The organism is Rhizobium aouanii (genome assembly GCF_037002925.1).
In the GTDB taxonomy this organism is placed as follows: Bacteria; Pseudomonadota; Alphaproteobacteria; order Rhizobiales; family Rhizobiaceae; genus Rhizobium; species Rhizobium aouanii.
On the sequence record NZ_JBAMYD010000027.1, the window covers coordinates 51,326 to 69,696 of the forward strand.

At 63.2% G+C, this 18,371-nt stretch carries 12 protein-coding genes; 9 read left to right on the plus strand and 3 right to left on the minus strand.

Features of this window, described 5'->3' with window-relative positions:
- Positions 1–6 precede the first annotated feature (6 nt).
- From V8P77_RS32265 to V8P77_RS32275, 3 genes are all read left to right on the plus strand, one after another.
- Complete coding sequence (locus V8P77_RS32265; RefSeq protein WP_335916337.1) at positions 7–2,487, plus strand: glycoside hydrolase family 2 protein; 2,481 nt, start codon at positions 7–9, stop codon at positions 2,485–2,487.
- 46 nt (positions 2,488–2,533) lie between these two features.
- Positions 2,534–3,712, plus strand: coding sequence for a glycosyltransferase family 4 protein (locus V8P77_RS32270; protein ID WP_335916338.1), 1,179 nt, complete (start codon positions 2,534–2,536; stop codon positions 3,710–3,712).
- Between the two features lie 183 nt (positions 3,713–3,895).
- Positions 3,896–7,207 (plus strand): oligosaccharide flippase family protein, encoded by a 3,312-nt coding sequence (locus tag V8P77_RS32275; RefSeq protein WP_335916340.1) that lies wholly within the window; start codon positions 3,896–3,898, stop codon positions 7,205–7,207.
- 70 nt (positions 7,208–7,277) lie between these two features.
- Here V8P77_RS32275 and V8P77_RS32280 read toward each other — a convergent pair whose 3' ends face one another.
- From V8P77_RS32280 to V8P77_RS32290, 3 genes are all read right to left on the minus strand, one after another.
- Positions 7,278–8,456, minus strand: a complete 1,179-nt coding sequence (locus V8P77_RS32280; protein ID WP_335916342.1) for a glycosyltransferase family 4 protein — start codon at positions 8,454–8,456, stop codon at positions 7,278–7,280.
- A 147-nt stretch (positions 8,457–8,603) separates the two neighbouring features.
- Positions 8,604–8,840, minus strand: a complete 237-nt coding sequence (locus V8P77_RS32285; protein ID WP_003543721.1) for an Lrp/AsnC ligand binding domain-containing protein — start codon at positions 8,838–8,840, stop codon at positions 8,604–8,606.
- Between the two features lie 68 nt (positions 8,841–8,908).
- Positions 8,909–9,817 (minus strand): LysR family transcriptional regulator, encoded by a 909-nt coding sequence (locus V8P77_RS32290; protein WP_335916345.1) that lies wholly within the window; start codon positions 9,815–9,817, stop codon positions 8,909–8,911.
- 84 nt (positions 9,818–9,901) lie between these two features.
- Here V8P77_RS32290 and hglS point away from each other — a divergent pair, with 84 nt between their 5' ends.
- The 6 genes from hglS (at position 9,902) to V8P77_RS32320 (ending at position 18,247) form a co-directional block, all read left to right on the plus strand.
- Positions 9,902–11,332: a 2-oxoadipate dioxygenase/decarboxylase HglS gene (hglS, locus tag V8P77_RS32295; RefSeq protein ID WP_335916346.1), complete on the plus strand. Its 1,431-nt coding sequence runs from the start codon at positions 9,902–9,904 to the stop codon at positions 11,330–11,332.
- Positions 11,333–11,400: 68 nt separating this feature from the next.
- Positions 11,401–12,684 carry an NAD(P)/FAD-dependent oxidoreductase gene (locus V8P77_RS32300; protein ID WP_335916348.1) on the plus strand — a complete coding sequence of 428 codons (1,284 nt, stop codon included), beginning with the start codon at positions 11,401–11,403 and terminating at the stop codon, positions 12,682–12,684.
- Positions 12,685–12,729: 45 nt separating this feature from the next.
- The gene (gene amaB / locus V8P77_RS32305; RefSeq protein ID WP_335916350.1) at positions 12,730–14,268 is read left to right on the plus strand and encodes an L-piperidine-6-carboxylate dehydrogenase; all 1,539 of its coding nucleotides are present in this window, start codon (positions 12,730–12,732) and stop codon (positions 14,266–14,268) included.
- Between the two features lie 198 nt (positions 14,269–14,466).
- The gene (locus V8P77_RS32310) at positions 14,467–15,483 is read left to right on the plus strand and encodes an iron ABC transporter substrate-binding protein (RefSeq protein ID WP_335916351.1); all 1,017 of its coding nucleotides are present in this window, start codon (positions 14,467–14,469) and stop codon (positions 15,481–15,483) included.
- A gap of 197 nt (positions 15,484–15,680) precedes the next feature.
- A complete protein-coding gene (locus tag V8P77_RS32315) occupies positions 15,681–17,213 on the plus strand; it encodes an ABC transporter permease (protein WP_335916353.1) in 1,533 nt (510 codons plus the stop codon).
- On the plus strand, positions 17,210–18,247 hold the full coding sequence (locus V8P77_RS32320) for an ABC transporter ATP-binding protein (protein ID WP_027666979.1): 1,038 nt from the start codon (positions 17,210–17,212) through the stop codon (positions 18,245–18,247). Before V8P77_RS32315 ends, V8P77_RS32320 begins: the two co-directional genes overlap by 4 nt.
- Positions 18,248–18,371: the final 124 nt, after the last annotated feature.

Here is an 18,371-nt window from a genome sequence, read left to right on the forward strand (position 1 = left end):
CTGACCATGCGGGGGCGTTTGGCGAGCATCGGTGCCGAGGAAAGTCTACTTTCCGAAGGCTGGAACCTGATCCTGACGGAGCCGGGCGCCTGCGCCGTGCCGCACGACATCCCGCTGTCCGCACAATTCATTCCAGCACCCGTTCCCGGCACCGTCGCCGCCGCGCTCGAAAAAGCCGGGCTCTTCGACCGGGAAAATCCCGAGCCGCTGAACACGCGGGATGCCTGGTATCTCTGCCGGCTTTTCGATGCCGAGCCCGGCGACGCGATCCTGCTTTTCGCAGGGCTGGCGACGCTCTGCCACGTCTTCCTGAACGGCCAGGAAATCCTGTTTTCCGAGAGCATGTTCACGGCGCATGAGATTCCGGTGACGCTTTCGGGCGGCGACGAATTGGCACTGTGCTTCCGGGCGCTAGGCCCCCGCCTGTCGGAGCCAGGCCCGCGCGCGCGCTGGCGGCCGCAGATGATCACGCCGGCGGGCTTGAAGAATTTCCGCACGACGCTGCTCGGCCATATGCCGGGCTGGTGCCCCGATATCCATGCCGTCGGGCCATGGCGGCCGATTTCGATGGTGCGGCGTCATCCCGTCTCGATCGACAATGTCTCCATCCGCGCCGTATTGGAGGAGAGTGGTGTCGGCCGCCTCAGCGTTTCCCTGCATAGCAATGCCGAGGATCCGGCAATGCTGCTGCGCTGCGGCGGGATGGAGCAGCCCTTCGAGAAGGTCGGCGACAGTCATTACTCGGCTATCCTCAAGCTTTCCGAGATCGAGGCCTGGTGGCCGCATACGCATGGCGCTCCGCGTCTCCACGAGCTGACGCTGGTGTCGGATGGCGTGGAATTTCCGCTCGGCAGGACCGGCTTCCGGCGGATCGATGTCGACCGCGGTGCCGATGGCGACGACTTCGCGCTCCTCGTCAACGGCGAACGCATCTTCTGCCGCGGCGCGGTGTGGACGACAGCAGATATCGCGCGATTGCCGGGCGGGCGGGCGGATTATGAGCCGTTCCTGCGGCTTGCCGCTGCAGCCGGCATGAACATGATCCGCATCGGCGGCACCATGGCCTACGAAACGCCTGATTTCTTCGCGCTCTGCGACGAACTCGGTCTGCTCGTCTGGCAGGATTTCATGTTCGCCAATTTTGATTATCCGCGCAACGACAAGGCTTTTCTTGGCCACGTGCATGCGGAGGTCGAGGAATTTCTCCACGGCGTGCAGGCGTCGCCTTCCCTCGCGGTGCTCTGCGGCGGCAGCGAAGTCCACCAGCAGGCGGCAATGCTCGGCCTGCCGGCGGAATTCTGGAGCGGGCCGGTCACCGATGAAATCATCCCGGCGGTCGTCGCCCGCATGCGCCCCGACGTGCCCTACGTGCCGAACTCGCCCTATGGCGGAGCGATGCCCTTTTCGCCCAATGCCGGTATCGCGCATTATTACGGCGTCGGTGCCTATATGCGGCCGATTGCCGATGCACGCCGCGCCGATGTGCGTTTTGCTTCCGAAAGCCTCGCCTTCGCGCATGTCCCCCAGCAAAGGACGCTGCAGCGTCATCTCGATGTGCCCGCCGTCCACAGCCCGTTATGGAAGGCCCGCGTGCCCCGCGACCGCAGCGCATCGTGGGATTTCGAGGATGTTCGCGATTTCTACCTGCAGCTTCTCTACGGTTTCGATCCGGCTGAGCTGCGCCGCGAAGATCCGGAACGCTATCTCGATCTCTCCCGCGCCGTTACCGGCGAGGTGATCGAGGAGACTTTTGCCGAATGGCGGCGCAAGGGCTCCGCCTGCAATGGCGCGCTCGTCTGGACGCTGCAGGACCTGCTGCCCGGCCCCGGCTGGGGGGTGATCGATTCGACCCGAGAGCCGAAGCCGGTCTGGTATGCGATGCGCCGTGCATTCCGGCCGGTGCAAGTGGTCTTCACCGACGAGGGAACGAACGGTCTCGACGTGCATGTCATCAACGAGACGGATGCAGCGCTCGATGTCGAGCTCGATGTCGTCTGTCTGCGCGATGGAAAACAGCAGGTCGTCAGCGGCAGCAGGGCCTTCAAGCTGGCGGCAAGGGACACGGAGCGCCTTTCCTGCACAGCGCTGTTCGGCGCCTTCTTCGATACGACCTATGCCTTCCGTTTCGGACCGCCGGCGCATGATGCCAGTGTGGCGCGCCTGCGCTCGCTGGCGGACGGCGCCATTCTCGCCGAGAGCTTCCACTTCCCGTGCGGACGGGGGAAGGCGCTGCATGATGCAAGGATCGAAGCATCATTCACCAGAGACGGCGACGACTGGTTTGTTGACCTCAGGACCGACCGGCTGGCGCAATCTGTGCATATCGGCGTCGAAAGCTATCGGGCCGACGACGACTGGTTCCACCTTGCCCCCGGCGCGATGCGGCGCGTGAAGCTCCACGCGCTGTCCGGCGCGGAAAGCGATATTCCGCCTGCGGGCGAGATCAGAAGTCTAGGCAGTTCGCATCGCGTCGCCATCGAGGGCTGACGCCCCCTGCGAAGGATGATGCCGATCCATTAGGAAAGACCGTGATTTGAGAACGATATACCGCTTTCTGCGCGCCCATGTCCTGCAGCGGCTTATCCCGCGGTCGCGTCTTGCCTTCAATCCGCGCAGACCGGTGGAAATCGTCGGCTATCTGTCGATGGCGGTCGGCGTCGGCGAATCGGCAAGGCTCTGCGCCGGCGCTTTATCGGAGGCTGGGCGGGCGATTTCACTCTCCGACGTCAGCACGCATCCTGACGAGAATTCCTTTGCCGGATGGATGCCGTCGCATCTCTCCACCGAAGCCGCGGGGAGCCGGATCTGGCATCTCAATCCGCCGATGCTGCCGCGCGCCATCCTGAAGAAGGGCGTTGCCAATTTCACCCGCGCGTTCAACATCGGCTATTTCGCCTGGGAGCTCGAAGTCGTGCCGGCCGAGTGGCGCAATGCGATGCATTACATGAATGCCGTCTTCGTGCCGTCGGAATTCACCAGGCGGGCGATTGCGCCCCTCACTGCGGCACCGGTCATCGTCGTTCCGCATCCCGTCACAGAGAAGCCGGCGACGGAAGGCATGCGCCAGAAATTCGGCATCGAGGAGGACGCCTTTCTCGTCAGCTTCATCTTCAGCGCCGGCTCCTCGATCAACCGGAAGAATCCGCAGGCCATCATCGAGGCCTTCAGGATATTTGCCGCCGAATGCCCCAGCGCCTTCCTGTTGATGAAGGCCAGCGGCGATATCAACAAGGATGAGGGCCTGCGCGAACTGATAAGCTCGGTCGCGGGCAATACCCGGATCAGGATCGTCACCGACAGGATGTCGGACTCCGATATCAACGGCCTCATCCGCTGTTCAGACGCCTATCTTTCGCTGCATCGTTCCGAGGGTTTCGGGCTGACGGTGGCCGAGGCGATCATGCAGCGTACGCCCGTCATTTCCACGGCCTGGTCGGGCACGGTGGATTTCTGCGATCCCGACAATAGCTGGCTGGTTGCCTCTCCCCTCATTCCGGTGGTCGATGCCCATCCCGAATTTGCCGGGCTCGAAGGCGCGGTCTGGGCCGATCCCTCACCCGAGGCGGCGGCCGCGCACCTGCGGGACATCTTCCGCACACCCGAGCGTGCACGAGAGAAGGCCGAGAAGGCGCGGGAGTTCCTGCTGCGTTACCTCGCGGAAAACAGCTACGAGAAGGCGCTCCAGACGCTGGCGGCGATGCAGGCCAGCTAAGGTGCCACTCCGCTTTATTTTAACATTTTCGCATTAGAGATGGCGGGTATGCGGCTTTAGAGCATGTCGCGCAAAAGTGTGCAGCGGTTTTGCGATAACGACATGCGTAAAAACAAAACCTAAAATGCGGGGAGCGATCTGAAGATCGCGACGCGCTTTAGGCCGATCCTGACGGATGGACAGATGTCGAAGGGTATTATCGCAAACTCGGTGATGAATGGCGCGGCAGGCATGCTGCTGCTTCTGACGGGCTTCGTTTCCTCGATCATAACCGCGCGGCTGCTCGGGCCGGAAGCCAACGGCATCGTCGCCTTTTCGCTCTGGCTGGTGGTGACCGGCGCCTCGATCGCCGAGCTCGGCTCCAGCATCACGCTGCTGAAGACCTTGCCGCAACTTTCGGCGGACGGCTTCGACGCGCGCCGCCGGCGCGGTTTCGCCGCCATCCTCGTCAGCTTCATGATGTTCTCGACCGTCGTGCTGCTGGCGCTCTACGCGCTGTTCTTCCTGACCTCCGAAAAGATGCACTGGGCCGACACCGCGCCATCCGTCGCTCTGGTCACGGGCGTGCTGTTCTTCATCCAGGCGATCGGATCCTTCGTCAAATTCTACCTGATCGGCGAAAAGAAGCTGGGCGCCTTCTTTAAGCTGACGGTCGCCGTCTCGATCGTGCAGCTTGCCGGTGTTGCCGTCGGCGCCGTTTTCTACGGCGTCGAGGGCGTTCTCGTCGGCTATGCCCTCGGCCAGCTCGTGCTGTTTTTCGCTACGCTGCCGATCCTGCTTGCGAAGCGCGACTGGTGCGGGGTCTCGCTGAAATATCTCGCCTCCTCCTCAGTCATCCTGTCGATCCAGTTCATCATCGATTCCATTTTCCTCAACCGGCTCGAGCTTCTCTTCCTGCAGCAGTTCTGGTCGGTGGAGATGGTCGGCTATTATGCCGTCGGCCTGTCGATCGCGAATATCGCGCTGCAACTGCCGATCCAGATGACCGGCAGCTTGCTGCCCTATTATTCCGAGCGGAGGCACAGCAGCGACGATTCGACACTGCCGGTTGAGGTCTTTACCGCCGTCACCCGCAGCATGGCCTATATCGTGCTGCCGATGAGCCTCGGGCTTGCCGCGATCTCCAGCGAACTGGTGCTCGTGGTGTTCGGTGAAGCATTCCGCCGCAGCGGGACGGTGGTGGCGCTGCTTGCGCTTGTTGCTCCCGCCTATACCTTCATGCAGATCCTCAGCCTCTACCTGCTGTCTATGGACAGGGCCCGCTCCCGCCTGAACATCAGTGTGATAGGTGGCCTTCTGATGGTAGCGGGTTGTTTACTGATCGTACCTAGGCTTGCCGCCGAGGGTGCCGCACTCGTGCGCATCCTCGTATTCGTTGCGATGTCGGTGATGATGATCAGACAGACAGGATTCGGATCCCAGCTTTCGGGTCTCTACGCAAGCCTGACGAAGGTGACGCTCGCCTCCGTCCTCTGCGCTTGCGGAGCGACTTCCGTGCTGGAATTCGTCCAGGGTCCGGCCGGATTGGTCGGCGCGATCATTGCCGGCGCATTCTGCTATTTCGCAGCACTGCGGGTGCTGCGCGCCGTGCCGGGCGAGGATGTCGAAGTCATGCGCTCCATTCTCGAGAAGATGCCGTCCCTGCTGCGCCGGCCGGTCCGCCACGCGATCAATTTCATCGCGCCGCGGCTTCCAGGCGATCCCGATCGCGCCAAGGTCGCGCCTGGCGAATTCTCACTCGAACCAGCCGAGGGTGCAGGACGCAATGCTGCCCTGCCTGTCGTCTTCGACGGCACGATCGGGCTGTTCATGCCTGAGAATCCTCTCGCCAAGAAACGTTCGGCCGCGGTGCTCTTCGTCAGCCCCTGGGGTTTCGAGGAGATGTGCAGCCGTAAATTCTTCCGCGTCGCGGCCGAGCATTTCTCGGATATCGGCGTGCCGAGCCTGCGCTTCGACTATCGTGGCACCGGCGATGCGCTCAATTTCGACGCACTGCCGGCGAGGCTGGAAACCTGGGAAGATTCAATCCGTGCGGCCGCCGACAAGCTGAAGTCGCTGAGCGGCTGCGACCGCATCATCCTCATCGCACAAGGCCTTGGTGCGACACTTGCCCATCGCGTCGGTTCCTCGATCGAAGGCGTCGACAGCCTCGTCATGCTGGCGCCGGTGCTGAGCGGCCGGGCCTATCTGCGCGAACTCAACATGTGGTCCAAGATCATCGATGCCGATCTCGGCCTCGGCAAGGAGCATGTCCAGACCGCCAAGGTGCAGATTGCCGGGCTCGTCATGCCCGAAGAGATCGCTGCCGAGCTCGGCAAGCTCAGCATCGCCTCGCCGCAGGGGCTTGCAGCCCCCCGCTATCTGATCCTCGAACGTCCTGCCAAGGCCGAGGATACCGGTTTTGCCGATGCGCTGAAGGCGCTTGGCGCCGATGTCGAGCAGAAGGCTTTCGAAGGCTATGACGAACTCGCCACCAACCCGCTGTTTGCCAAGACGCCGATGGCTGTCGTGGCACTGCTGACGACGTGGCTGGAGGCAACGACGACAGAGACATCCGCCGCCCATTCATCGGCGGCGATCGACAACCCGCCGCTTGACGGCGATGATTTTGCCGAAACGCCGGTGCGCTTTGGAAGCCACAATCATCTGGTCGGCGTCGTCAGCCGGCCGCTTGGCGAGATCAAGGGCAATGCCGTGCTCTTTCTGTCGACGGCCTATGACCGGCATGCCGGCTGGGGACGGACGACGGTTGATATGGCGCGCGAGCTCGCCCGCCAGGGCGTCGTTTCGCTGCGCTTCGATTCCGCCAATGTCGGCGACAGCCCGCCGCGGCCGGATGCGCCGGAACAGGTGCTTTATTCGGATACGCAGATCACAGATGCCGTCGCTGCGCTGGATCTGCTCGAAAGCGTCGTCGCCGGGCCTGTCATGGTCGCCGGCCGATGCAGCGGCGGCTATGTCGCCTTCCGCGCCGGCGTCGCCGACGAACGGCTGAAGGCAGTCGTGTCGATCAATCCCTTCGTCTATTACTGGGATCCCGACATGCCGGTGCGACGGGAGCATGTCGTCTCCGTCCCGCGTAGCCTTGATGATTATAGCCAGCGTCTGGCGCGACTCGACACGCTGAAGCGGCTGCTGCGCGGCCAGGTCGATGTCGTTGCGGCGCTGCGGAACATCGTCATCGCCGCCGGCCGCCGGCTGTCGCCGTGGATCGCGCCGCTGCTCGAGCTGCTTCCCGACCGGCGCCATATTGCCCGCGAGGTCCGGCATTCATTCGCACTGTTCGGCAAACGCAAGGTACCGTTGACGCTGATCTACAGCGAGGCCGATGTCGGGCTCGACCACGTCTATTTCCACTTTGGGCCGCGCGGCGCCAGGCTTTCGCGCTATCCGAACGTGCGGCTGCTGATGCTGCCGGATGCCGACCACAATCTGACGCCGCCGCAATCGCGCAAATTCGTGCTCGACGAGATCATCCGGCTGGCGAGAGCGTGACTGCAAATTTTACAGCTCACGCGTCTTTTCACACGCGCAACGCTGTAGCTTATGCGGCAGGAAGACAAGATCAGCTGCTTTTCGCGGCGACGACATCAAGCGATCTGTAGAGATCGATGTAACGTCCGGCAACGATATCCCAGGAATAGCCGCGGGCGGCGTCGAGAAGCCCGGCGCGAACGACGTCCGGCTGGCGCGAAAGAGCTTGGTGGGCCGCTTCGATCGCCGTGGCGGCGCTCTCGGGATTGGTGAAATCGGCAAGCATGAGAACAGGATGCCGGTCGCCAAGCGTCGCAAAGGCATCATTGGCATTCAGCACCGGCAGCAGACCGGCGCTCATCGCCTCCAACGCCACCAGGCCGAAACCCTCATATTCCGAGGCGGAGGCGAAAATCGAGGCTTCTGTGATGATGCGCCGGATGGTGTCGTTCTCGGGCGACACATGCAGGGTGACGCGGCCGGAAAGATCACGGCTTTCGATTGCGCCTTCGACATCCGCCCGGTTCAGGTCGGATTCGGCGCCGACAATGTCGAGATGCCATTCCGGATCGCGGGTCTTCAGCATGGCCATCGCATCGAGCAGGTGGTCCAGACGTTTGTTCACCGAGAACCGGCCGATCGTGACGATGCGGCGCCTTGCGCGACGCGAAGCGGTGTCGGCGAACTTGCCGATATCGGCACCGTTTTCGATCAGCAGGCTGTCGGGCACGATTTCGGAAAACTGCTTGAGGTCGGAGGCGCTGCAGCAGACGACGCGGCGGTAGGCCATCGCCGAAGCGCGGGTCAGAGTCCGGAACCAGATCTTCTTGATCGCCGCGTATTTCTGCGTATGGAAGAAGCCGCCATGGGTGGTGACGATCATCGGCTTACCGTGCAGCAGCCGGCCCCAGGCGAGCGCGTCGAAGAAGAAGTCGATGGCATGGACATGGACGAGATCGGCATCGGCGAGATGGCGGAAAACCTGCGGTGCCAGCGGATAGCGGCTGCTGCCGAACCAGGGAATGCGCACCACTTCGATGCCGTCGATATCTTCGCGAAGCGGCAGCTTGTCCTCAGGCGCAGTGAAGAGCGAATCCAGCGTGACGACGCGCACGCGATAACCGCGGCGCACGGTCTGGCGGGCGAGATTGGCGACCACGTCTTCCAGGCCGCCGCGATTGGGCAGGAACTGGCGCACGACATGGACGATCAGCGGAGCGGTGTCCGACTGCGGCATTGTCCGCACGATTTCTGCCTCGATGATCGCCATTTTCCACCTGTCGCTGCGCGGACCTGCCTGCGCTGACGCGGGCCCGTGATAACAACGACCAGACATGCCTCGCGTTAAGGTGCGGTTTAGGCAGCACCCGGCAAAGCGTATTCTTCGCGAAAAAGGTTAACCGCGTCTGACGGGAATTCAGAATGCCTTAAAGGTCAGCGTCGTCAGTGAGCGGACGATGCCGGGAATATTGGCGATGTTGTCGTTGATGAATTTGCCGATATCCTGGCCTTCCTCGATATAGACCTTCAGCAGCAGATCGTAGTCGCCGCTGGTCGAATAGAGCTCCGAGACCAGTTCGGTCTGGTAGATGGCGTCGGCGACATCATAGGTCTTGCCGGGTGCGCATTGGAGCTGGACGAAGATCGGCTTCATGGAGATTTCCTGCAAAGTTGTTTGGGGCGCATAATGATCGAAAGCGCCATGCCGATGCAAGCCGTTCGTCACGCGGCCGGGTTGGCGGTGGCTTCTGCAACGATCCAGTCGCGAAAGGCGGCAAGCGGCGCATAGTCGGCGCGCTCGGGCGGAAAGGCGAGATAATAACGCTCGCGGCTCTCCATTTCACGGTCGACAGCGGCGACGAGATCGCCGCGCCTGATCTCCTCCTGCATCAGGAATGTCGGCAGCAGGGCGACGCCGAGGCCGGCGATTGCCGCCTGCGCCGCCGTGGCGAACTGGTCGAAGAGCATGCCGTGCACGTTTTCGAAGGAAACGCCGTTGCCGGCGAACCATTGCTCCCAGGCGTCAGGGCGCGTCGTCAGGTGCAGAAGCGGACCGGCGAGCAGATCTTCCGGCCCGGTAATCGCGTATCGCTTCAGAAAATCAGGACTGCAGGCCGGCACCGTGCGCTCCGACATCAGAAGCGCGAGTTCGGCGCCCGGCCAGTGCGGGTGGCCGAAATGAATGGCGGCGTCGATCGAATCGAGGCGGAAATCGAAAGGCGAAAGCCGGGTCACCAGATTGATGGTCACGCCGGGATTGGCGGCGAGAAAGCGTCCCAGGCGCGGCGCCAGCCAGCGCGTGCCGAAGGTCGGCAGGATGGCGAGATTGAGCGTGCCGCCATGCGGATTGGCGCGCAGGTTTAGCGAAGCGCTCGATATCCGCCGCAGCGCCTCGCGAATCTCGCGGGCATATCCATCGCCGGCAAGCGTCAGCCGCATGGTCTGGCGTTCGCGCAGGAAGAGCTCGACGCCAAGCTGCTCCTCCAGCGCGCTTACCTGGCGGCTGACGGCGCTCTGTGTCAGATCGAGTTCGCGCGCCGCTGCCGTCACGCTGCCGGTGCGGGCGACCGCCTCGAAGGCGACGAGATGCGAAATCGACGGCAGAAAACGTCTAGACGTCAGCATGATCATTCCGTTTCAGAATGGGCTATTTCCAAAATGGCGATATTTGCCGCTTTCTGGCGCGTGTAAAGAGGTTCATCCTGCAAAAGCGGAATGAGCCGGAGTTTCCCAATGCCGCAAGCCTTCGTTTCCCCAGACCGCATCCGATCGCTGTTTACCGAGGCGATGTCGCAGATGTACCGGACAGAGGTGCCGCAATACGGCACGCTGATCGAACTGGTGGCGGATGTGAATGCCGGCTGCCTCGAAAAAGATCCCGACCTGCGCGATCGCCTGGCCCGGGCCGGCGAGCTGGAGCGCATCGATGTCGAGCGCCACGGCGCCATCCGGCTCGGTACGGCCGACGAGCTTTTCACCATCCGCCGGCTGTTTGCGGTCATGGGCATGCAGGCGGTCGGCTACTACGACCTTTCGGTTGCCGGCGTGCCGGTTCATTCCACCAGCTTCCGGCCGATCGAAGAGGCAGCGCTCAACGTCAATCCGTTCCGCGTCTTCACCTCGTTGCTGCGACTGGAACTGATCGAGGACGAAGGGCTGCGCGGCGAGGCCGAAGCCATTCTGGCGAAACGGCGGATCTACACGCCGCGCGCCGTCGCGCTGATCGAGCGCCACGAGCAGAACGGCGGCCTGAGCGAGGCGGAAGCGACGGAATTCGTCGCCGAGGCGCTGGAAACCTTCCGCTGGCATGGCGAAGCGACAGTCAGCGCCGACACCTACAAGCGGCTGCATGATGCCCATCGGCTGATCGCCGACGTCGTCAGCTTCAAGGGACCGCACATCAACCATCTGACGCCGCGCACGCTCGATATCGACGCGGTCCAGGCCCGCATGCCGGAGCGCGGCATCACGCCGAAGGCGGTCATCGAAGGGCCGCCGCGCCGCCATTGCGATATCCTGCTGCGGCAGACGAGTTTCAAGGCGCTGGAGGAAACGATCGCCTTTTCCGGTGATGAAGGCGCGATGCAAGGGACGCATACCGCCCGCTTCGGCGAGATCGAACAACGCGGCGTGGCGCTGACGGCGAAGGGCCGGGCGCTCTATGACCAGCTGCTCGCCTCGGTTCGCGGCGAGGTGCAGGTCGGCGCCGGTGGCGCCAAGGCCGGCGCCTACGACGACGAACTCGCCACGCGTTTCAAGGCACTACCGGACAGCTGGGAAGAGCTGCGCAGGGCGGATCTGGCCTTCTTCCGCTATTCCGCGACGCCTGCGGGCATTGCCGCTGCGGCCGGCAGCACGCTGCCCGGCGATCCGGAGGCGCTGATCGCCGGGGGTTACCTTGCCTTCACCCCAATCGTCTACGAAGACTTCCTGCCCGTCAGCGCGGCCGGCATCTTCCAGTCGAACCTCGGCACCGACCAGCAGCAGAACTATGCGACCCGCTCGAACCGTGACGCCTTCGAGGCAGCACTCGGTGCTACCGTCCAGGACGAGCTGGCGCTCTACGCCGAACGCCAGGCGGCATCGCTGGATTCGGCACTGGAGGCGCTCGGCCTTGCGGGCCTGCCGTTGAAGACCGTTGCGTGAAATGGCAGGTTCAACGCTTCCCTTTATGCATTAGAGTATCCGCGATTTCGCTCTGATCGGACTGAGCCATGCTGAATGATCCGCGCTCCCACGGCCTCTGGGAAAAGACCGCGCCCGAAGCACCGACGACCTCGCCTCTCGAAGGCGCGGTATCGGCCGACGTCGTCATCGTCGGCGGCGGTTACACCGGCCTCTCTTCCGCCCTGCATCTTGCCGAAGCCGGGTCGAAGGTGGTGTTGCTGGAGGCCAAAGAGATCGGCTTCGGCGGTGCGGGGCGCAATGTCGGGCTGATCAATGCGGGCATGTGGGTGATGCCCAACGATCTGCCCGAGGTGCTCGGCCCGGTGCATGGCGAACGTCTGCTCGATCTGCTCGGCGATGCGCCGAAGCTCGTCATGGAGCTGATCGACAAACATCAGATTGCCTGCGAACTCGAACGGAACGGCACGCTGCATTGCGCGGTCGGCGCGGACGGGCTGAAGGAGATCGAGGATCGCGCGGCGCAATGGTCCGCCCGCGGCGCAGCCGTGACGCTGCTCGATGCGGCGGAAACGGCCAAACGCATCGGCAGCGATGCCTATACCGGCTCGCTGCTCGACAAACGCGCCGGCACCCTGCAGCCGCTTGCCTATGCGCGCGGCCTTGCCCATGCCGCCGTCAAGGCCGGCGTCGCCATTCACACATCCAGCCCGGTTATCGCGACGGAGCGTAACGGCGGCCGCTGGACCGTGAAGACATCAAGCGGCGAGGTCAGCGCGGAGTGGATCATCGTTGCAACGGATGCCTACAGCACCGGTCCGTGGGAGCAGGTGCGCAGCGAACAGGTGCATCTGCCCTATTTCAATTTCGCCACTGTGCCGCTCGGCCACAATCTGCGTCAGTTGATCCTGCCGGGGCGGGAAGGTGTGTGGGATACCAAGGAAATCCTCTCCTCCTTCCGTATGGATCAGGCCGGACGTCTCGTTTTCGGCAGTGTCGGGGCGCTGCGCAATACCGGGCTTGCCGTGCACAAGGGCTGGGCCAAGCGCGCATTGAAGCGGCTCTTCCCTGTTATCGGCGACGTCGAATTCGAGTGTGAATGGTATGGCCAGATCGGCATGACCGACAATGCGCTGCCGCGCTTCCACAAATTCGCACCTGGTGTCGTCGGCTTTTCGGGCTACAATGGCCGCGGCATTGCGCCCGGTACGGTCTTCGGCCGTACGCTGGCGGAGCATATCCTCGGCCGGCTTGCGGAAGCCGATCTGCCGCTACCGCTGACTTCGCCCACCGAGCCGAACTTCCGTGCACTCAAAGAAATGTGGTACGAAGCCGGCGCTCAGGTCGCCCATCTCGCCGATGCCCGCTTCTGAGAAGCGACGCACGCTTCTGAGAATAATAAGATTGGAAACACGACAATGACCATCGCCGTCCTCGATCTCGCCACCGAAACCGCCAAACTGCTTGCCGAACTCGGTGTCGATGCCGGCCGCTATCACGGCGGCACGCTTTCCGTCACTTCGCCGGTCACCGGCAAGGAAATCGGCAAACTCAGGGAACATTCCATTTCCGAGACGAAGGCGGCGATCGAAGCGGCCCATCAGGCCTTCCTCGAATGGCGTGCCGTGCCGGCGCCGAAGCGCGGCGAACTGGTCCGCCTGCTCGGCGAGGAGTTGCGCGCCTCCAAGGCGGCACTCGGCCGTCTCGTTTCGATCGAGGTCGGCAAGATCACTTCGGAAGGTCTGGGCGAGGTGCAGGAGATGATCGACATCTGCGATTTCGCCGTCGGCCTTTCCCGTCAGCTCTACGGCCTGACGATCGCCACCGAGCGCTCCGAGCACCGGATGATGGAAAGCTGGCATCCGCTCGGCGTGATCGGCATCATCTCCGCCTTCAATTTCCCCGTTGCAGTCTGGTCGTGGAATGCCGCACTTGCGATGGTCTGCGGCAATTCCACGGTCTGGAAGCCCTCGGAAAAGACGCCGCTGACGGCGCTTGCCGTGCAGGCACTGTTCGAAAAGGCGCTGAAGCGTTTTGTTGCCGAAGGCGGCACGGCGCCGGCCAATCTGTCGACGCTGATCATCGGCGGCCGCGAGGTCGGCGAAGTGCTGGTCGATCATCCGAAGATCCCGCTGGTTTCCGCCACCGGCTCGACGGCCATGGGCCGCGCTGTCGGTCCGCGCCTGTCGCAGCGTTTTGCCCGCGCCATTCTCGAACTCGGCGGCAACAATGCGGCGATCGTCTGCCCGAGCGCCGATCTCGACCTGACGCTGCGCGGCGTCGCCTTCTCCGCCATGGGCACGGCCGGCCAGCGCTGCACGACGCTGCGCCGTCTCTTCGTGCATGAGAGCGTCTACGACCAGCTGGTGCCGCGCCTGCAGAAGGCCTACGGCTCCGTCACCATCGGCAATCCGTTGGAAAGCGGCACGCTTGTAGGGCCGCTGATCGACGGCCAGGCTTTTAAGAACATGCAGGCAGCGCTTGGTGAGGCGAAATCGGCCGGCGGCAGGGTGACCGGCGGCGACCGCGTCGAAACCGGTTCGACTGACGCCTTTTACGTTCGTCCGGCGCTTGTCGAAATGCCGGATCAGACCGGCCCGGTCGAGCACGAGACCTTCGCGCCGATCCTTTATGTGATGAAATACAGTGACTTCGACGACGTGCTGGCGCTGCACAATGCCGTGCCGCAAGGGCTGTCGTCATCGATCTTCACCAACGACATGCGCGAGGCCGAAACCTTCGTCTCCGCCCGCGGTTCGGATTGCGGCATCGCCAACGTCAATCTCGGGCCATCCGGCGCCGAGATCGGCGGCGCCTTCGGCGGCGAGAAGGAGACCGGCGGCGGCCGCGAATCCGGCTCGGATGCCTGGAAGGCCTATATGCGCCGCTCCACCAACACCATCAATTACGGCAGGACGCTGCCCCTTGCGCAGGGCGTCAAGTTCGACGTCGAATAAGCCGGCTGAAACAGAGGCGGCGCTCGGGGAGCGTCGCTTTTTGGCCAAATCCAAATTTATTCCCCGGTAACATGAAATATTCAGTCAAGATATTGTGATGGCTTTTCCGGCCAAGCCAAACTTGAAATCCGCAGTCAGGAAAAATATACGCCTCTCATCGCCCTTGGGAGCTCGGGCGCCATTGCCACGGAGGCCATCATGAACATTGATCTTAATCGTTTTTCCCTTGCGCTTGCCGCTTCTCTTCTCGCCGCCACCGCGCTCGCCGGCAGCGCTAATGCGCAGGACGAAGGTCTCATCGTCTACAATGCCCAACACGAAAGCCTTGGCCGCGAGTGGATCGATGCTTTTACCAAGGAGACCGGTATCAAGGTCACCATGCGCCAAGGCAGCGACATGCAGTTCGCCAACCAGATCATCCAGGAAGGCGACGCCTCTCCTGCGGATGTCTTCCTCACCGAGAATTCGCCGGCCATGACGTTGGTCGATGGCGCGGGCCTCTTCACCCCCATCGAAAAGGAAACGCTGGATCAGGTTCCCGATCAGTACCGCCCGGCTGACGGCATGTGGACCGGCATTGCCGCCCGCACCACCGTCTTTGCCTATGACAAGACCAAGCTCACTGAAGACAAGCTGCCGAAGTCGATGCTCGATCTCGCCGATCCGGCCTGGAAAGGCCGCTGGGGTGCGGCGCCCGCCGGCGCCGATTTCCAGGCCATCGTCGCCTCGCTGCTGCAGCTCAAGGGCGAAGACGCCACCAAGGCATGGCTGAAAGGCCTCAAGGACAACGCCACCCCCTACAAGGGCAACAGCGTCGCCATGAAGGCCGTCAATGCTGGCGAAGTCGAAGGCGCGATCATCTATCATTACTACTGGTTCGGCGATCAGGCCAAAACCGGCGAGAACAGCAAGAATGTCGGCATGCACTACTTCAAAAACCAGGATCCTGGCGCCTTCGTCAGCGTTTCGGGCGGCGGCGTCCTGAAATCCACGCAGCACATGAAGGAAGCCCAGGCTTTCCTGAAGTTCGTCACCGGCAAAACAGGCCAGGCGGTTCTGAAGGACGGCACGTCCTATGAATATGCCGTCGGCAAGGATGCCGCCTCCAATGACAAGCTCACGCCGCTCGCCGATCTCAATGCTCCCAAGGTTGAGGCTTCGACGCTGGACAGCAAGAAGGTGGTGGAATTGATGACGGCCGCCGGCCTGATCTGACCTTTCTGCCGCAGGCTTGCCGGGCCAAAACTATTGCTTTTGGCTCAAGAAAACCTTAGGGCATGACGAAATCGGGCAACCGCTCCTCAAAAGCGGTTGCCTTCCTTTTTCAGCGTGTAAAGGCATCGGCCTTGCTGCAGGACAACAGATTGCTCGCATCCGGCAACGAGGCGCCGGTGGCGTCGAGGGCCACGCGAATGGTTTTGCCGCGCGGACGCATGCCACACGCTTCCGTGGTGCTGCTGGCAACCATCGTCGCGATCTTCAGTCTCGTGCCGCTCGGCTTCATCGGCTGGGTAACCTACGATGTCGGCTGGGAAACGGTGAAGGCGCTGGTCTTCCGGCCGCGTGTAGGCGAACTTCTCGTCAATACGGTTCTCCTGGAATCGATCACCATCCCACTGTCAATCATGCTTGCCGTGACGCTTGCCTGGCTGACGGAACGGACGGACATTCCTTTGGCGCGGCTCTGGGCCTGGCTGGCGATCGCACCGCTCGCCGTGCCTGCCTTCGTGCACAGCTATGCCTGGGTCAGCCTCGTTCCCGGCATGCGTGGCCTCCAAAGCGGCGTCTTCGTCTCGGTCATCGCCTATTATCCGTTCCTCTACCTGCCGGTCGTAGCCGCGCTGCGCCGTCTCGATCCGGCCATCGAGGATGCAGCGGCCTCGCTTGGCCTTAATCCCTGGCGCGTCTTCTTCCGCGCCGTGCTGCCGCAGCTGAGGCTTGCCATCTGCGGCGGCTCGCTGCTGATCGCGCTGCATCTGCTTTCGGAGTACGGCCTGTTCGTGATGATCCGGTTCGACACGTTCGCGACGGCGATCGTCGATCAGTTCCAATCTTCCTACAACAGCCCGGCCTCCAACATGCTCGGCGGCGTGCTCGTCGCCTGCTGTCTTTTTCTGCTCGGCTTCGAGGTACTGGTGCGCGGCAATGAACGCTATGCCCGCGTCGGCTCCGGCTCGCCGCGTCCGGCCGACCGCCGTCGGCTGGGCTGGTTCGTGGTGCCGGCCATGCTGCTGCCCATCATGCTGGCAGCGCTGACGCTCGGCGTGCCGCTGGTGACGCTTGGCCGCTGGCTCTATCTCGGCGGCACCGATATCTGGCGCATCGACGTCGGCAGCGCCTTCCTGCAAACGATCGTGCTTGCCGTTGTCGGCGGCGTGCTGGCGACGATTGCCGCAGCACCGATGGCCTGGCTTTCCGTGCGTGCGCCCGGCCGCTTCCAGCGCGTACTCGAAGCCTGCCATTATTATGTCGGCTCGCTCCCGGGCGTCGTCGTGGCGCTGGCGCTGGTGACGATCACCGTGCGTCTCGTACTGCCGCTCTATCAGACCTTCGCAACGCTGCTCGTCGCCTATGTGATGCTTTTCCTGCCGCGCGCCATGGTCGGGTTGCGCGCCAGCATCGCCCAGGCGCCGGTGGAGCTGGAGCGTGCCGCGATGGGCCTCGGCCGCACCCCGGGTCAGGCGGTGCGGCAGATCACTATGCGGCTTGCAACACCGGGAGCCGCCGCCAGCGTCGCGCTGGCCGCGCTCGGCATCACCAATGAACTCACGGCGACACTGATGCTGTCGCCCAACGGCGTCGATACGCTGGCGACGAAATTCTGGTCGCTGACCAGCGAGATCGACTATGTCTCGGCCGCCCCCTACGCCTTCATGATGGTCGTGCTGTCGCTGCCGCTCACCCTGATGCTCTATACCCAATCGAAACGGACTGCCGGCCAATGACGCTGCTTACGATCGAGAACATCAGCAAGCGCTATGGCCCCGTCCAGGCGTTGAAGGATATTTCGCTCGACGTCCAGGCGGGCAGCCGCACCGCCGTTGTCGGCCCGTCCGGTTCGGGTAAGACGACTCTGCTGCGCATCATTGCCGGCTTCGAGCAACCCGACGTCGGCAGAGTGACGCTGGATGGCGAGGTGCTTGCCGACGGTCCGGCGACAGTACCGGCCCATAAGCGCGGCATCGGAATCGTTTCGCAGGACGGCGCGCTGTTTCCGCATCTAAGCGTTGCCGAGAATATCGGCTTCGGCTTCGAACGAGGGGCTGCTGATCGCGAGAAGCGCGTGCTCGAGCTGCTCGACATGGTCGAGCTCGACCGCGGCATGCTGGCGCGGCGCCCGCATCAGCTTTCCGGCGGCCAGCAGCAGCGTGTGGCGCTCGCCCGCGCGCTCGGCCGCAAGCCGCGGCTGATGCTGCTCGACGAACCTTTCTCGGCACTCGATACCGGCCTGCGTGAGAATATGCGCAAGGCGGTTGCGCGCGTGCTGCAGGCGGCCGGCATTACCACCATCCTCGTCACCCACGACCAGGAAGAGGCGCTGACCTTTGCCGATCAGGTCGCGGTCCTGAGGGAAGGACGGCTGATCCAGGCCGGGTCGCCGCAATCATTGTATCTGCATCCGCGCGATCGCGAGACGGCACTGTTTCTCGGCGATGCCGTGCTGCTTCCCGCCATTATCCGAAATGGCCTTGCCGATTGCGCCCTCGGCCATGTCGCCGTCGAGGGCAGCCGTCAAGGCAAGGCGGAGATTATGCTGCGGCCCGAGCAGATTCGCGTCGTTGCGGATGAAAGCGATCGCAAATATGGCGGACGTGTCGTCGAGGTGGAATTCGGCGGGGCGGTCTGCACCGTCGCCGTTTCGCTCGATGGCGTTGCACTGCCGCCGATCCTGATCAAGACCTCGAGCGTCGCCCTTCCCTCGCGGGGCGATCTCGTTCGCCTCGACATCGCCGGCAAGGCGCATGTCTTCGAGAACTAAACCAAGAGCCCGCACCTCCTATTGGACGCGCGGGCTCTATCACTTTCGATTTCCGGGCTTGTGGGCTAGCCCGCATTTCTCACAGCGCCTGTTGCGTTGGTTGACGTTGGGCTGTTGGCGGCGA

Coding starts and splice junctions, on each gene's coding strand:
- V8P77_RS32265 (WP_335916337.1), top strand. CDS start 7: ATGCGGGGGCGTTTGGCGAGCATCGGTGCCGAGGAAAGTCTACTTTCC.
- V8P77_RS32275 (WP_335916340.1), top strand. CDS start 3,896: ATGTCGAAGGGTATTATCGCAAACTCGGTGATGAATGGCGCGGCAGGC.
- V8P77_RS32280 (WP_335916342.1), bottom strand. CDS start 8,456: ATGGCGATCATCGAGGCAGAAATCGTGCGGACAATGCCGCAGTCGGAC.
- V8P77_RS32285 (WP_003543721.1), bottom strand. CDS start 8,840: ATGAAGCCGATCTTCGTCCAGCTCCAATGCGCACCCGGCAAGACCTAT.
- V8P77_RS32290 (WP_335916345.1), bottom strand. CDS start 9,817: ATGATCATGCTGACGTCTAGACGTTTTCTGCCGTCGATTTCGCATCTC.
- hglS (WP_335916346.1), top strand. CDS start 9,902: ATGAGCCGGAGTTTCCCAATGCCGCAAGCCTTCGTTTCCCCAGACCGC.
- V8P77_RS32300 (WP_335916348.1), top strand. CDS start 11,401: ATGCTGAATGATCCGCGCTCCCACGGCCTCTGGGAAAAGACCGCGCCC.
- amaB (WP_335916350.1), top strand. CDS start 12,730: ATGACCATCGCCGTCCTCGATCTCGCCACCGAAACCGCCAAACTGCTT.
- V8P77_RS32310 (WP_335916351.1), top strand. CDS start 14,467: ATGAACATTGATCTTAATCGTTTTTCCCTTGCGCTTGCCGCTTCTCTT.
- V8P77_RS32315 (WP_335916353.1), top strand. CDS start 15,681: ATGGTTTTGCCGCGCGGACGCATGCCACACGCTTCCGTGGTGCTGCTG.
- V8P77_RS32320 (WP_027666979.1), top strand. CDS start 17,210: ATGACGCTGCTTACGATCGAGAACATCAGCAAGCGCTATGGCCCCGTC.